Source organism: Cellulosimicrobium sp. SH8, from assembly GCF_025818875.1.
Lineage (GTDB): Bacteria > Actinomycetota > Actinomycetes > Actinomycetales > Cellulomonadaceae > Cellulosimicrobium > Cellulosimicrobium cellulans_D.
In genome coordinates this window covers 103,988-119,464 of sequence record NZ_JAMXMH010000001.1, presented here as the reverse complement: position 1 = coordinate 119,464, position 15,477 = coordinate 103,988, and the positions used below count along the sequence as shown (strand labels likewise).

The window sequence follows — 15,477 nt, the reverse complement described above, 5'->3', positions numbered from 1 at the left end:
CGTCCTCCCGCGATGTACGTCTCCCACCTGTCCCTCGTCGACTTCCGCTCGTACGAGTCCGTCGACGTCGAGCTCGTCCCGGGCGTGAACGCCCTCGTCGGGCCGAACGGTCAGGGCAAGACGAACCTCGTCGAGGCGATCGGGTACGTGGCGACGCTCGCGAGCCACCGGGTCGCCGGGGACGCGGCGCTCGTCCGGGCCGGCGCCACGCGTGCCGTCGTCCGGACCCGGGTCGTCCGGGGCGACCGCGCGAGCACCGTCGAGCTGGAGATCGCCTCCGGTCGGGCGAACCGGGCCCGGATCAACCGGTCCCCCGCGAAGCGGCCGCGCGACGTCCTCGGCATCGTGCGGACCGTCCTCTTCGCCCCGGAGGACCTCGCCCTGGTCAAGGGCGACCCGGACGGTCGCCGCCGGTTCCTCGACCAGCTCGCCGTCCTCCTGGTCCCCCGCGTCGCCGCGCTGCTCGCGGACTACGAGCGGGTGCTGCGCCAGCGGGGGGCGCTCCTCAAGTCAGCGACCGCGCTCCGGGGTCGCCGTGCGACCCGCCCCACCGCGGCCGCGGAGCCACCTCCCGACGACGACGCGGCCGAAGGCACGTCGTCCCCCTTGGCGACGCTCGAGGTCTGGGACGCACGGCTGGCGAGCCTCGGTGCCGAGATCACGGCCCTGCGTCTCCAGCTCGTCGCGGCCCTCACGCCGTACGTCGCGGAGGCGTACGAGCAGGTCAGCGCCGGGCAGGGTGAGGCACAGACCGCGTACCGCTCGTCGGTCGACGAGGCGCTCGACCCGGACGGGGCCGCTGACGGTGTCCCCACGCGGGGCGAGCCGGGCACCGACGGCGACGGCCCGGCGTCGGGCCTCCCCGACGCGCCGACGCTCGAGAGGCGCATGCTGGATGCCATGCGGGCGGTGCGGGCGAAGGAGATCGAGCGCGGGGTGAACCTCGTCGGACCCCACCGCGACGACGTCGTCCTCACCCTGGGCGGCCTTCCGGCGAAGGGGTACGCGAGCCACGGTGAGTCGTGGTCGTTCGCCCTCGCCCTGCGCCTCGCGTCGTACCGCCTCCTCAGGGATGGGGCCCCGGCGGGGCTCGACTCCCTCCTGTGGGCGGACCAGTGGGGTCCCGACGGCGAGCCCGTGCTCGTGCTCGACGACGTGTTCGCCGAGCTCGACGTCCGGCGTCGCGAGCGGCTGGCCGAGCTCGTCGCGGACGCGGGCCAGGTCATCATCACCGCGGCCGTGCCGGACGACGTCCCCGCCCTCCTGGACGGGGCGCGGTTCGCCGTCCACGACGGGACGGTGAGCCGTGTCGAGGAGTGAGGGTGGCGCGACGTCGTCCCACCACGGCGACGACCACCTCGAGCACGATCCGGCCCTGCCGTTCGCCGCCGGTGAGCCTTCGCGGCGAGGCGCCACGGACGGGGAGAGCGCGGAGCCTCGGGCGACGGGGCTGCCCGTGGGGGACGTCGTGGAGCTGACGCCGCCGGCGGAGGTGGCGCGGCAGGCGCTCAACCGGGCGAAGGCGGCGGCGCGGGCGAAGGGGCTGCGGCCGGGGCAGGAGCCGCGCCGCCGGATCCTGGCCGACCCGCCGACGTCGGGCGCCCGACCGGGCGGTCGCGACCCGCAGCTCCTGGGCGACGTCGTCGCGCGGCTGCTGCGGGAGCGCGACTGGGTCGCCGACGTGTCGGTGGGGGGCGTCGTCGGGCGGTGGCGCGAGGTGGTCGGCGACCAGGTGGCGGACCACTGCGAGCCGGAGACGTTCGAGGACAAGGTCCTCGTGGTGCGGGCGGACTCGACGGCGTGGGCGACGCAGGTGCGCCTGCTCGCACCACAGCTTCTCGAGCGGCTCGCGCGCGAGGTCGGCGAGGGCGTCGTGGAGACGGTGACGGTCCTCGGGCCGGCAGGCCCGAGCTTCCGGCGCGGCAAGAAGTCGGTCCGCGGACCCGGCCCGCGCGACACCTGGGGCTGAGTGCCCGACGGTGCGTCCTCGCGCCCGTCCCGAGGGCCGCGCCGGGTGCGGGGTGCTCGGACACGACGAGGCCCGCCGTGACCGGGGCACGGCGGGCCTCGCGGGTGGTGACGGTCAGGTCACCACGTCGGGGTCAGGACTGCACGCGGCGACGCAGCCAGAACACCAGGGCGCCGCCGCCGACGAGCAGCGCGGCGAACGCCGCGGCACCGGCGACGGTCGCGCCGGTCGTGGCGAGCGCGGGGCCGCCGGGCTCGGCGGGACCGGCGACGTTCTCGACCGCCACCGGGGCGACGGGCGGGTTCGCGCAGGCGCTGGTCGCGGGCGGGTAGGAGACGACCGTGGAGTAGGACGGGTTCACCTCGAAGAGGACCTCCACGCCGTCACGCGTCCACGCGTAGTTGCCCTCGGTCTCCGTGTACGAGCCGTCCTCGTTGCGGACGAACCCGGGCCACTGCTTCGGCTCCTCGGCCGAGGCGCCGGGCCACAGGAGGGTGCCGCTGAGCGGCTGGTCGGTGACGACGTAGTCCTCGCCGCCGCTGGGGTGCAGGAACGTGATCGTGAGGGGGTTCTCCTCGTCGACGGTGACGCCCTCGGGCAGCGCGACCTCGTAGCCGAGGTAGGGCACGTCGCCCTGGCAGACCGCCTCGATCGCGCCCGGGACGAGCGCGCACTCCTCCTCCGCGGGCAGCAGGTCCGCCACCGGGAACAGGGCGCTGCGCCCGTCCTCGGCGACGACGTAGCCGAGCTGCGCCGTCTCCTCGGAGAACTCGACGGAGGAGTTCTTCGGCTCGGCGACGACGCCCTCGGCGGTCGCGGTGTAGCGGAACTGCTCGGACTCCGCCGGGACGTTCTCCCCGGTCAGCTCGGTGCCGCACACCTCGACCGCGGCGGGGACCTCCGGCGTCGCGGGGGCGACCACCTCCTCGTCGACCGGCTCGCGGGTGTCGCACGCGCCCTCGGGGAAGAGGTTCGCGAGGTCCTGGTGGTCCCACGAGATGAGCGTGCCGTCGGGGAACTCGCCGAGGTGCTTGCCGTCGGGCGAGTAGCGGATGTCCGTCGGGAGCTCGTCGAGCCCGCCGGGCAGGTCCACGAGGTCCTGCTGCACGGCCCACGCGGTGCACAGGTCCTCGGTGGTGACGTCGGGGACGATGGTGCGCGCGACGGCGCGAACCTCTTCCAGGTCGAGAGGCGCGACGAGCCAGGTCTTGTCCCACGGCTTCTCGGGCAGGGCGAGCTCGTCGCTCGTGACGATCTTCTGCGGGCCGGAGTTCTCCCAGGCGGCAGGGCTCTTCGGGTCGAGCTTGGGGTAGACGTACACCCCGACCTGGACGGGTGCGTCGGCGGGCTGGCACGGCTTGGTGGTGCCCTCCCAGGCCGCGTCGTAGCGGTCGTGGTCGGAGGCGTCGACGGCGACGCTCCACGTGTGCGCCACGGTCGGGTCGAGCTGATACGTCTTCGAGAACCGGCCGTCGAAGCTGCGCGGCTCGAGCGTCTTCCCGTCGACGACGACGGTGAGCCCGTTCCCGGAGGCGTACGCCCAGAGATCGACCTTGAGGCTCTGGCAGTCGGCGACGGGCTGGCCGCTGTGGGCGGAGGCGGGGGTCGCGGTGGCCACGAGCAGGCCGCCGAGTGCGAGCGCTGTCGCCGCAGCGCTCGCGAGGAGTCTCTTCACGAGGTGAGGGTCCCTTCGGGGTGAGGCCGCCCGCACGCGGATCACTCCTGCGCGGACGACGCGCGAATCATGATTGTGTGTGGTATTAGACCACTTTCCACGTGAAATGCCGATTCCCGACTTATCACCAGAGGGAGCGTTCCCACGAGCTGGACGGCGAGCCCGGCGTCCGGGCTGCTGCGCGCGTCCCGAGGCGTCTCTCCGAGCGGTGGACAACACCTGTGGACAACTTTGTGGAGGAGTCTCGACGACGGGGCGCGGATAGCGTCGTGATAGCCCGGGACGTCGCCCCCAGGGGGGCCACAATCCGCGGAATTCGGCTCGTGGCGGGTAGACTGGGGAGGTCATTCCGGGTCTGTTCACCACCCGTGCGCGCAGCCCTTCCGAGGAGGCGCGGCCAACCGTCCGCGGTCGGCCGCCCGCCGTCGCGGAGGAGCCGACGCCGATCGTGGTGCGGGCCCGGAACCCTTGAGCAGCAGCGACCGCTTCCGCACGAACGCGGGCGCAGCGTGCACGACGACGAGGAGCAGTCCTGCCCGTGGCAGACCACACCGACACCGCCATCTCCGACCCGACGGCGTCCGCGGAGGCGGCACCCTCGGCGGGCGGCGGCTACGACGCGAGCAACATCACCGTCCTGGAGGGCCTCGAGGCGGTCCGCAAGCGTCCGGGCATGTACATCGGCTCGACCGGGGAGCGGGGCCTCCACCACCTTGTGTACGAGATTGTGGATAACTCTGTGGACGAGGCCCTGGCCGGGCACGCGGACACGATCGACGTGACGCTCCTGGCCGACGGCGGCGTCCGCGTCGTCGACAACGGCCGCGGCATCCCCGTCGCGATCCACCCGACCGAGGGGAAGCCGACGCTCGAGGTCGTCATGACGATCCTCCACGCGGGCGGCAAGTTCGGCGGCGGCGGGTACGCCGTCTCGGGCGGGCTGCACGGTGTCGGCATGTCCGTCGTCAACGCGCTGTCGACGCGCATGGTGTCCGAGGTCCGTCGTGACGGGTACTCGTGGCGCCAGGAGTTCACCGAGGGCGGCAACCCGGTGGCCCCCGTCGAGCGGCTCGAGCCGTCGGACGAGACGGGGACGACGCAGACGTTCTGGGCGGACCCCGGGATCTTCGAGACGACCGAGTACGACTTCGAGACGCTGCGGGCGCGCTTCCAGCAGATGGCGTTCCTCAACAAGGGCCTGCGCATCACGCTGACGGACGAGCGTCCCGCCCACCTCGACACGGGCGACGAGGTCACGGGAGGCGACGGGACGGCGGACGCGGACGGCGTCTCGGAGGGTGACGGCGACGCCGCGTCCTCGGGAGAGCCGAGGGCCGCGGCCCGCACCGTCACCTACAAGTACGACGGCGGCCTCGTCGACTACGTCAAGCACCTCAACTCGGCGAAGAAGGTCGAGCTCGTCCACCCCGACGTCATCGACTTCGAGTCGGAGGACACCGAGAAGCGCATCTCCGTCGAGATCGCGATGCAGTGGACCAGCTCGTACTCCGAGTCCGTCCACACGTACGCGAACACGATCTCCACGACGGAGGGCGGCACGCACGAGGAGGGCTTCCGTGCGGCGATGACCTCGCTGGTCAACCGGTACGCGCGCGACAAGGGCATCCTCAAGGAGAAGGACGACAACCTCACGGGCGACGACATCCGCGAGGGCCTGACCGCCGTCGTCTCCGTGAAGCTCGGCGAGCCCCAGTTCGAGGGGCAGACGAAGACCAAGCTCGGCAACACCGAGGCGAAGACCTTCGTCCAGCGGGTCGTCCACGAGCAGCTCACGGACTGGTTCGACTCGCACCCGAACGAGGGCCGCGACGTCATCCGCAAGGCGATCCAGGCGTCGCAGGCGCGGCTCGCCGCCCGCAAGGCGCGCGAGGCGACGCGGCGCAAGGGTCTGCTGGAGTCGGGCGGCATGCCCGGCAAGCTGCGGGACTGCCAGTCGAACCGCGCCGAGGAGTGCGAGATCTTCATCGTCGAGGGCGACTCCGCCGGCGGCTCCGCCGTCCGCGGTCGCAACCCTCGGACGCAGGCGATCCTCCCGATCCGCGGCAAGATCCTCAACGTCGAGCGCGCGCGCCTCGACCGGGCCCTCTCCAACCAGGAGGTCCAGTCGATCATCACCGCGTTCGGCACGGGCATCGGCGAGGACTTCGACCTCACCAAGCTGCGGTACCACAAGATCGTCCTCATGGCCGACGCCGACGTCGACGGCCAGCACATCGCGACGCTCCTGCTCACGCTGCTCTTCCGGTACATGCGCCCCCTCATCGAGAACGGGCACGTCTACCTCGCGCAGCCGCCGCTGTACCGGCTCAAGTGGTCGAACGCCCCGCACGACTACGTCTACTCGGACAAGGAGCGCGACGCGTTCCTCGCGTCCGGGCAGGCCGCGGGCAAGCGGATCCCCAAGGAGAACGGGATCCAGCGCTACAAGGGTCTGGGCGAGATGGACTACTCGGAGCTGTGGGACACCACCATGGACCCCGAGCACCGCACGCTCAACCAGGTCACCCTGGACGACGCGGCCGCCGCGGACGAGATCTTCTCCGTCCTCATGGGCGAGGACGTCGAGTCCCGCCGCAGCTTCATCCAGCGCAACGCGAAGGACGTGCGGTTCCTTGACATCTGAGCAGCCGGTGCCCGCCCCTGGTGGGCGACCGGCCCTCGGACGCGCCCCGGCGTCGTCCGCGGCAGACATCGAGCCCGTGACCGAGCGCAGCGAGCACGCAGAGACGAACGAACGAGGTAGACCGTGACCGACGACCAGAACCCCGAGATCGAGCCCACGGCCCCTGGCGACGGGGACGAGGCGATCGTGCACGCGGACGGCACGGCGGTCGCGGTGCACCACGGGCGCATCGAGCAGGTGGACCTGCAGCTCGAGATGCAGCGGTCGTACCTCGACTACGCGATGAGCGTCATCGTCGGGCGCGCGCTGCCCGACGTCCGGGACGGCCTCAAGCCGGTGCACCGCCGCGTGCTGTACGCGATGTACGACGGCGGCTACCGCCCGGACCGGTCGTACTCGAAGTGCTCGCGCGTCGTCGGTGACGTCATGGGCAAGTTCCACCCGCACGGCGACAGCGCGATCTACGACGCGCTCGTCCGCCTCGTGCAGGACTGGTCCCTGCGCTACCCGCTCGTCGCGGGCCAGGGGAACTTCGGCTCTCCCGGCAACGACCCGGCGGCGGCCCCGCGGTACACCGAGTGCCGCATGGCCCCGATCGCCATGGAGATGGTCCGGGACATCGACAAGGACACCGTCGACTTCCAGGACAACTACGACGGCCGCACCCAGGAGCCGGCGGTCCTGCCGTCGCGGTTCCCGAACCTGCTGGTCAACGGCTCGGCGGGCATCGCCGTCGGCATGGCGACGAACATCCCGCCGCACAACCTGCGCGAGGTCGCCGAGGGTGTCCAGTGGCACCTGGACCACCCCGAGGCGAGCCGCGAGGAGCTCCTCGCGGCGCTCCTGCTGCGCATCAAGGGTCCGGACTTCCCGACCGGCGCGACGATCCTCGGCCACAAGGGCATCGAGGAGGCGTACCGGACCGGCCGCGGCTCGATCACGATGCGCGCCGTGGTCAACGTCGAGGAGATCCAGGGCCGCGTGTGCCTGGTCGTCACCGAGCTCCCCTACCAGGTGAACCCGGACAACCTCGCCGCGAAGATCGCCGACCTCGTCAAGGACGGCCGCGTCCAGGGCATCGCCGACATCCGCGACGAGACGTCGGGCCGCACGGGCCAGCGCCTCGTGATCGTGCTCAAGCGGGACGCGGTCGCGAAGGTCGTGCTCAACAACCTCTACAAGCACACGCAGCTCCAGGACACGTTCGGCGCGAACATGCTCGCGCTGGTCGACGGCGTCCCGCGCACGCTGAGCCTCGACGCGTTCGTCCGGCACTGGACGACGCACCAGCTCGACGTCGTCGTGCGCCGCACGCGCTACCTGCTCGCCGAGGCCGAGCGCAGCATCCACATCCTGCGCGGCTACCTCAAGGCGCTCGACGCGCTCGACGAGGTCATCGCGCTCATCCGCCGCTCCCCGGACGTCGAGCAGGCGCGCGGCGGGCTCATGGAGCTCCTCGGGGTGGACGAGGTCCAGGCGACGGCGATCCTCAACCTGCAGCTGCGCCGTCTGGCGGCGCTGGAGCGCCAGAAGATCCTGGACGAGCACGACGATCTCGAGCGCAAGATCCTGGACTACGAGGACATCCTCGCCAAGCCGGAGCGCCAGCGGACGATCGTCGGCGAGGAGATGGGCGAGATCGTCGCCAAGTACGGCGACGAGCGTCGGACGACGATCCTCCCGTTCGACGGCGAGGTCTCGATCGAGGACCTCATCGCCGAGGAGGAGATGGTCGTCACGATCACGCGCGGCGGCTACGTGAAGCGCACCCGCAGCGACAACTACCGGGCGCAGAAGCGCGGCGGCAAGGGCGTGCGCGGCGCGCAGCTGCGCGAGGACGACATCGTCGACCACTTCTTCGTCACGACGACGCACCACTGGCTGCTGTTCTTCACGAACCTGGGGCGGGTCTACCGCGCCAAGGCGTACGAGCTGCCCGAGGGTGGCCGCGACGCCAAGGGGCAGCACGTGGCGAACCTGCTCGCCTTCCAGCCCGGGGAGAAGATCGCCCAGGTCCTCGACCTGCGCGACTACGACGCCGCGGAGTACCTGGTGCTCGCCACGCGCCGCGGTCTCGTCAAGAAGACGCGCCTGTCGGAGTACGACTCCCCGCGCTCGGGCGGGCTCATCGCGATCAACCTGCGCGAGGACGAGTCGGGCACGCCCGACGAGCTCGTCGCGGCGCTCCTCGTGGACGCCGACGACGACCTCATCCTCGTCTCGCGCAAGGGCCAGTCGATCCGCTTCCCGGCCGGCGACGACACGATGCGACCGCTGGGTCGCGCCACGTCGGGCGTGACGGGCATGAAGTTCCGCGAGGGTGACGAGCTCCTCTCGGCGGACGTGGTCGAGGAGGGTTCGGACCTCTTCGTCGTGACCGAGGGCGGGTTCGCGAAGCGCACCCGGATCGACGAGTACCGGGTCCAGGGTCGTGGCGGTCTGGGCATCAAGGTCGCGAACCTGGTGGAGGCTCGTGGAGATCTCGTGGGGGCTCTGGTGACAGAGGCCGACGACGAGGTGCTGGTCATCATGGAACGCGGGAAGATCGTGCGGTCCGCGGTCGACGAGGTGAACCTCACGGGCCGCAACACGCAGGGGGTGACGTTCGCGAAGCCCGACAAGGGTGACCGCATCATCGCGGTCGCGCGGAACGTCGAGCGTCGCCTCGGAGAGGATCGGGATACCGTGGAGGGCGAGGACGGGACCGGCACGGCCCCGGTCGGCACCGACACGAGCAGCGCACCGATCATCGACCCGACCGCCTCGTCCGACGGGGCGAGCGGGACCGAGCCGGCCCCCGGAACCACCGAGGAAACCAGATGAGCAGCGAGAACAACGCACCGCCGACGATCACGCCCCGGCTGACCGTGCCGCGTCCCGACACGGACACGACGTCGCGCGCCGGGGGCGCGACCACGGCGAGCAAGCACGCGGAGTCGAACGGCGCGTCGAACGGTTCGGCGTCCGGCGCCGTCCCCCCGCCGCCTCCGCCGCCGCCTCCCAGCCAGTCCGGGGGCCAGGCCGCCCCGGAGCGGGGAGTCGACGACGACGGGATGGAGCGCGCGTCCGGCGAGAGCCGTGTCGCGGTCGCCCGTGCCGGCGCCGTGAAGGCCGCCGCTGCAGCCATCGCCGCGGCGAAGAGCGCGGCCAAGAAGGTCTCCGCGGCGGTCCCGGCCGCGCCGGCGGAGACCGACCCGCAGCAGCCCGGTCACGACGAGATCGACGACGAGACGGTGAGGCGCGTGCCCACGACCACCTCGGCGGCCCCCAGCGCCGCGGCGGCTCCGGCCGCGACGAACGCCCCGGCGGCGGCCTCGCTGCACTACTCCGCTGCCGGCGTGTCAGGCTCCGCGACCCCGCTCACCGGTGCCACGCCCGCCGTCGGCCCGGCGACGGGCGCGACGCCCACGGTCCGGCACGACGGCGGCCCGCGCCGCGTCCGGCTCGCGGTCTCGCGCATCGACCCCTGGTCCGCGATGAAGCTCGGCTTCCTGCTCGCCGTCGCGATCGGCATCATGACCGTCGTCGCGACGGCCGTCGTCTGGTACGTCCTCGACGGCATGATGGTCTTCGCGAAGATCGAGGACCTGTTCACGCAGATCGTCGGCACCGAGACCGACGTGGACATCCAGCAGTACGTCGCGTTCGGCCGCGTGATCTCCATCGCCACGCTGCTCGGCGTCGTGAACGTGGTGATCATCACCGCGCTGTCGACGATCATGGCGTTCCTGTACAACATCGTCGCCGCGCTCGTGGGCGGCGTGCACCTCACGCTCACGGACGACTGACCCGGCACGGCTCCCCGACCGGGGGCCACGGACCTCTCGGTTTGGGTCTGCGGCTCCCGGTGGGGTAACCTCAATCGCTGCCTGCGAGCGGAGCGGCCCCCCGGGGCTGTCCGGCGAGGCGCGAACGGGCCTATAGCTCAGACGGTTAGAGCGCTTCCCTGATAAGGAAGAGGTCAGAGGTTCAAGTCCTCTTAGGCCCACTGCCGAACCCACTCGAGGGGGAACGTCATGAAGAAGCTTCTCGTCCTGCTCCTCGCCGCCGGCGCCGGATATCTCCTGTGGCGCAAGTACACGGAGGACAACGCCGAGCGTGACCTCTGGGCAGAGGTCACCGACACCTTCGAGTGAGCACGTCTCACTCCTGACCGGCCCCAGGCCGCGTCACCCGGGGCCATGGCGCAATTGGTAGCGCACCTGCTTTGCAAGCAGGGGGTTGGGGGTTCGAGTCCCCCTGGCTCCACATCACCAGATGCTCTGGGCCGATGTCTTCGGTCCGGAGCATCTCTTCTTTCCCCGCGCCGATGGGTGTCCCGCGCCGCCGCGCGCCGAAAGCCATGGTGCCGCCGACACGAACGGCCGCGAGCGGGGAATCCTCGTGCGTCAGGGCGTGGCGGCCTCGAGCGCGGCGGCTGCAGCTCTCTCCCATCGCTTGGCCGCCGTCGAGTCGAGACGGCTCAACCACACGCGGTAGAGACTGACGAAGCGATCGATGAACCGCTGCGCCATGGGTGGCGGCGACCACAGGAAGCAGAGATCGAGCAACTCTTCCGCTCTCGTGATGACCTTCGTGACCATGTCGTGGTCGGACGCCAGGCCGGGCTCCAGCGCTCGAAGGTGATCGTTGCCGGGTCCTAGCGCGAAGTAGATCGCACGAGAGTAGTTGTTCGCGGCCAGGTCGCGGACGAAGCCCCTCACCTCAGACTCGGAGATGTCGTCACGGTGCTTGGCCTCGGCGACCAGGGTCGCCTCGCCTCCGTCCATCACCTGTACGTCGCCTGGCAGGCGGAACGAAGGATCGTTGATCTTCCCGGACATGACACCGTCGCCGAAGGCAGATGACAAGGCCGCGGCGAGCAACGCCTGACAGCGCTTGCCGCCTTCGGGGTCCTCTTGCAGGAACCGGTCGACTGCGTCTATCAGTGCGCGTCGGCGTGCACCGACGAGCTCACCTTCACGCGTGGAGTGCGCTCCGTAGTCGATGTCGACCACGAGCGCGCGGAGGAACGCGACAAGGCCCTCTCGGGCCTCTTGTGGCGTCGAGACGGAGACGGCGTCGAGGAGGGACTCGAGCTCGTGCAGCTCGGGTTCACCCCGACGTCCGGTGCGGACCGAGGTGTTGAGGGCAGACTGGTTCAGCCACGGACTGTTGTTGAAAGGGTCCTTGCCCGTGGGTCCGACGTGCACGGTCTTGCCCGGGAACGCCACCTGTTGGTCCAGTGCCTCACGCACGGATACCCACAGGTTGTTGCGCCGAAAGCCACCGGGGCCGGCCGAGGAAAGGATGGCCTTCACGTCGGCAGCGTCGGACGACGAGCGCGCGACGAGTCCGGTGATGTACCACGCGCGGTTGGTCTTGAGCTTCAGGGCGGCGCCCGCATGGGCGCGCCCATCCCAGACGGTGCCCGGTGAGAAGTCAGGGTCTGCCGCTGCCGCGAGCGCGAGGGCGACGAGGTGACGAGTGTTCGCATCGGGCAGATCGACGGTCCCGTCCGATCGCACCTCGGCTGTGGAGACGTAGTTCGAGAGGGCGTCAGCGGCATCGCTCATGTCGGCACGCTAGCGAAGTATCGCGACCACGGTCGGACCGATGTCGTCAGGCGGGACGTGCTCCCTCCCACGCGCTGCTGCCCACGCGGATCTGGTCGGCCTTCGTCTTGACCAGGTGAAGCTTGTCGCGTCGAGCCGCGCCCTCGTGCTGGTCGCCCCGCGCCTGCTGCCGACCCTGAGACCTGACGGCCAGACCTCCAGCGACCACCCCAGAATCGAACGCTTCCTTGTTCGCGATCCAGTAGGCGTCCGCGTGGAGCGGCTCGAAAGCACGCTTGCGCGCCCGGCGACGCCCGGTGTTCGAGCGCAACGCGCTCTGCCTGCCGGTCTTCGTGAAGTCACGGTGCCAGTCGTCGAACGCGCCGTCGTCGTCGAAGATCGACCTCCCGCTGATGATCAGGAAGCCGAGACCCTGGCTCCCGATGCACTCGAGCGCCGCCTCAGCGTCGTTCAAGATGATCACGGTGCCTCCCGGCGCGTTCGTGTCGCCTGGAACGAAACGCTTGGTCTCCGTGTGAGCCTTGAGGTCCCACACGCGGCCGAGCGCGTAGTCGAAGACCGTATTCCCAAACCGGCGTCGGGGCCCGCCGGTCTCAGGCATCGGAAAGGCCTCGTTGAGCACGGGGAATCCCTTGAACTCCGCGTACCAGCCTGGCCACTCGCTCTGCCGCCATCCGGCAAACTCCTCCCGACGCATCTCCTGGACGCACGCACGACCGTCCCAGTGGCTTGGCAGCCCCGCACGGAGAGCTGCGACCAGAGCCGTCCCCTCCTCCTCGGCCGAGTGGAACGTCGCTGAGGGGCTCAGACCCAGACGGTCGAGGTAGCGCTCCGCTCCGGCGAGCACGGTGTTCAGTCCGTCGAGCGTGATCGTGTATCCCGTCGACGTGGCAGCATCTGTCCAAGAGAGGCCGAACGACGAGGCCAGCGCACGACCAAGATCGGTCTTGCTCACCGAGGTGTCCATCTGGGGGAACAGCGCCTCGGCAAGGTTGGTGAAGACCGACTTGCGCTCCTTTCCACCCGGACCGAGTTCCTGTGGACCCGAACGGGTGAGCGCGGAGATGCGATTGACGGCTTCGAGCTTCGACTGAGCGGGGCGGAATCCTGCCCATCCGTCCAGTGCGTCCGGGACCACGGCCTCGACGTGCTCGACCGACTCGTTGCTGAACCTGTCGGCGGCAGCAGCGAGCAGGTGGTTCATGCCGAGCAGCGTGATCTGGTTCGTTCGCGTACCGGCTTCCCCGGGCCACTCGACGCCGAGCGCGACGGCGATCTGCTTGCCGAGGACCGCGTTGGTCGCCTCGAGGTCGACGTCGAGCATGAGCGAGCGCGCGAGAGCGACGAGGGCGCGCTTTGGACCGCGGGTCGTCGCGGGCGGTTGGCCGGAGAGTGAGAAGATGCGCGAGCCGGCTTCGGGTAACGACCGTGCGGGGATGAACTCGAATCGCATCGTGCGATCATGCCGCACCGGGTGAGTCTGTGGTGCCCGCCGAGCGATGGTCAAACCCCATGGTGCTCCTCCGTGACCGAGGGGGCGGTTGAGCGTCGCGGGTCAGCCACGACGTGATAAACCCACAGCGCGAGCTCCTTGACTTAGCTTAAGGTTCAGCTAAGCTGGAGGTGCGGTGAAGAGTGCGAGCAGCCATGATGCTCGTATATCGTACATACGTTCGAAGATGTGAAGCGCTGTGGAGGAGTCAGATGTCGACGACTGAGGGTGCGCCGTTCCGGTACATCGACCTCTTTGCGGGCATCGGCGGCTTCGCAGCGGCACTCGAGGCGTTCGGCGGTGAGTGTGTCTACTCCGTCGAGATCGACGATGCTGCGGCGAAGGTCTACGAGCGCAACTGGGGCCACTCTCCCCTCGGTGACATCACGCGGGACGCGAACGACGTGGTGATGAACGTGCCCGCCCACGATCTGCTCGCGGCGGGGTTCCCGTGCCAGCCGTTCTCCAAGTCGGGCGCCCAGCGTGGGATGGAGGAGACGCGCGGCACCCTCTACTGGAACATCCTGAAGATCATCCAGGCGCACCACCCGACGATCGTGCTGCTCGAGAACGTGCGGAACCTTGCAGGGCCGCGTCACAAGCACGAGTGGGACGTCATCATCCAGACCCTCCGTGACGAGGGCTATCGCGTCTCGGAGACGCCGTCGGTGTTCTCGCCCCACCTACTCCCGCTGGAGCGTGGTGGTCGTCCACAGGTGCGTGAGCGTGTCTTCATCACTGCGACCTATGATCCGGACGGGCTGCTCGGCGAAGTCGAGGCGAAGCCTCCGCTGGCGAACCTGTCCCTACGCGGCGGTGAGGAGTGGGATCTCGCCGCCGACCTGCCGCTCTCTGACGGAGAGGTGCCCGGTACCGCACTCTCGGCGGACGAGGTCGCTTGGCTCGAGGCGTGGGACGACTTCGTGACGACGATGTGGCCTGTCGTCCGCGCAGCGAACACCGACAGTGAGAGGGAAGCGACCCTCCCGGGCTTCCCGATCTGGGTCGACCGGTGGATCAAGGCCGAGCAGCTCGAGGCATGGGCGGCGGGTGCCCCCGGCGTACCGTATCGAAACAGGACCGACCTCCCTGATCTCTGGGACGACGTCCCGGCGTGGAAGCAGAACTTCCTGGTCAAGAACGCCCGTTTCTACACGCGCTACAAGGCGCAGCTCGACAGGTGGCTCGCGCGCCACGAGGTCGCGACGTTCCCGCCTTCTCGACGAAAGCTGGAGTGGCAGGCGCAGCAGACCCCCACGCTGTGGGAGTGCGTCCTCCAGCTCCGCCCGTCGGGGATCCGCGCCAAGCGGCCGACGCATCTGCCCGCGCTGGTAGCGATCACCCAGACGTCGATCATCGGGAGTGCTCGTCGGCGTCTCTCCACGACGGAGGCTGCGCGGCTCCAAGGGTTCCCCGACAACTTCGACTTCGGACCGCAGAGTGCTGCCGCTACCTACAAGCAGCTCGGCAACGGAGTCAACATCGGTGCGGTCTGGAACATGCTTCGCGCTCACGCCAGCCGAGACCGTGCTGTCCTGGAGGCCAGCGAGAAGGGTCGATCCCTGCTCAAGGCAATTCTGGACGACGCACCCAAGAGTCCTGACGATCGTCTGGAGCATGTCGTGGCGGAGGGGCAGAGCAGGTACGCGGAGTCCATGCTGCCGGTTGCCGTCTGACCTGGTGCAGCTGGCCATGTTCATCCGTCCGCCCGAGCCGCAGCACGTCGAAGCCCACCCCGGTTCGTCGTCACCGGAGGTTTCCCGTCGGATGAGCGCCTCCAAGCGCCGCGACACTGCTCCGGAGATGGCCCTGCGCCGCGAGCTTCACGCGCGGGGGCTCCGGTATCGCGTCGCCTACCCCGTCCCGGGGCACAGACGCCGAACGATCGACGTCGCCTTCACGCGCGTCAAGGTAGCCGTGTTCGTCGATGGCTGCTACTGGCACGGGTGCCCGCAACACGGGACGAGGCCGAGGTCGAACAGCGATTGGTGGAGCGCAAAGTTTGCCGCCAACCAGTCCCGTGACCGCGACACCGACCGCCTGCTCCAAGAGCTCGGCTGGACGGTAGTCCGAGTCTGGGAGCACGAGCACTCGGATGCCGCTGCTGATCGGGTCGAGAAGGTCGTCCGACGATGAGAGCAG

At 70.0% G+C, this 15,477-nt stretch carries 11 protein-coding genes and 2 tRNA genes; 10 read left to right on the top strand and 3 right to left on the bottom strand.

Annotated elements, in window-relative coordinates; genetic code table 11:
• Positions 1–12: 12 nt before the first annotated feature.
• Together recF and NF338_RS00520 are read left to right on the top strand one after the other, a co-directional pair.
• Positions 13–1,320, top strand: coding sequence for a DNA replication/repair protein RecF (gene recF / locus NF338_RS00525; RefSeq protein WP_264028990.1), 1,308 nt, complete (start codon positions 13–15; stop codon positions 1,318–1,320).
• 136 nt (positions 1,321–1,456) lie between these two features.
• Entirely contained in the window at positions 1,457–1,969 is a 513-nt protein-coding gene (locus tag NF338_RS00520) for a DUF721 domain-containing protein (protein ID WP_264028989.1), read from the top strand.
• Between the two features lie 133 nt (positions 1,970–2,102).
• Here NF338_RS00520 and NF338_RS00515 read toward each other — a convergent pair whose 3' ends face one another.
• Positions 2,103–3,644 (bottom strand): hypothetical protein, encoded by a 1,542-nt coding sequence (locus NF338_RS00515; protein WP_264028988.1) that lies wholly within the window; start codon positions 3,642–3,644, stop codon positions 2,103–2,105.
• A 562-nt stretch (positions 3,645–4,206) separates the two neighbouring features.
• Here NF338_RS00515 and gyrB point away from each other — a divergent pair.
• The 6 genes from gyrB (at position 4,207) to NF338_RS00485 (ending at position 10,536) form a co-directional block, all read left to right on the top strand.
• Positions 4,207–6,288, top strand: coding sequence for a DNA topoisomerase (ATP-hydrolyzing) subunit B (gene gyrB, locus NF338_RS00510; protein ID WP_264029368.1), 2,082 nt, complete (start codon positions 4,207–4,209; stop codon positions 6,286–6,288).
• Between the two features lie 183 nt (positions 6,289–6,471).
• Positions 6,472–9,111 carry a DNA gyrase subunit A gene (gyrA, locus tag NF338_RS00505; RefSeq protein WP_264029367.1) on the top strand — a complete coding sequence of 880 codons (2,640 nt, stop codon included), beginning with the start codon at positions 6,472–6,474 and terminating at the stop codon, positions 9,109–9,111.
• Positions 9,108–10,076 (top strand): DUF3566 domain-containing protein, encoded by a 969-nt coding sequence (locus tag NF338_RS00500; protein ID WP_264028987.1) that lies wholly within the window; start codon positions 9,108–9,110, stop codon positions 10,074–10,076. The genes gyrA and NF338_RS00500 overlap by 4 nt, the downstream gene beginning before the upstream one ends.
• A gap of 126 nt (positions 10,077–10,202) precedes the next feature.
• Positions 10,203–10,276: transfer RNA gene (locus NF338_RS00495), tRNA-Ile, on the top strand.
• A gap of 28 nt (positions 10,277–10,304) precedes the next feature.
• Positions 10,305–10,424 (top strand): DLW-39 family protein, encoded by a 120-nt coding sequence (locus NF338_RS00490; RefSeq protein WP_208863433.1) that lies wholly within the window; start codon positions 10,305–10,307, stop codon positions 10,422–10,424.
• Positions 10,425–10,463: 39 nt separating this feature from the next.
• A tRNA-Ala gene (locus NF338_RS00485) sits at positions 10,464–10,536 on the top strand.
• A gap of 140 nt (positions 10,537–10,676) precedes the next feature.
• Here NF338_RS00485 and NF338_RS00480 read toward each other — a convergent pair.
• Both NF338_RS00480 and NF338_RS00475 read right to left on the bottom strand, forming a co-directional pair.
• A complete protein-coding gene (locus NF338_RS00480) occupies positions 10,677–11,843 on the bottom strand; it encodes a restriction endonuclease, SacI family (RefSeq protein ID WP_264028986.1) in 1,167 nt (388 codons plus the stop codon).
• Between the two features lie 46 nt (positions 11,844–11,889).
• Positions 11,890–13,296 carry a hypothetical protein gene (locus tag NF338_RS00475; protein WP_264028985.1) on the bottom strand — a complete coding sequence of 469 codons (1,407 nt, stop codon included), beginning with the start codon at positions 13,294–13,296 and terminating at the stop codon, positions 11,890–11,892.
• A 251-nt stretch (positions 13,297–13,547) separates the two neighbouring features.
• On the opposite strand from NF338_RS00475, the gene NF338_RS00470 reads away from it, so the two are divergent.
• Both NF338_RS00470 and NF338_RS00465 read left to right on the top strand, forming a co-directional pair.
• The gene (locus NF338_RS00470; RefSeq protein WP_264028984.1) at positions 13,548–15,011 is read left to right on the top strand and encodes a DNA cytosine methyltransferase; all 1,464 of its coding nucleotides are present in this window, start codon (positions 13,548–13,550) and stop codon (positions 15,009–15,011) included.
• Positions 15,012–15,102: 91 nt separating this feature from the next.
• On the top strand, positions 15,103–15,471 hold the full coding sequence (locus tag NF338_RS00465) for a very short patch repair endonuclease (protein WP_264028983.1): 369 nt from the start codon (positions 15,103–15,105) through the stop codon (positions 15,469–15,471).
• Positions 15,472–15,477 lie beyond the last annotated feature (6 nt).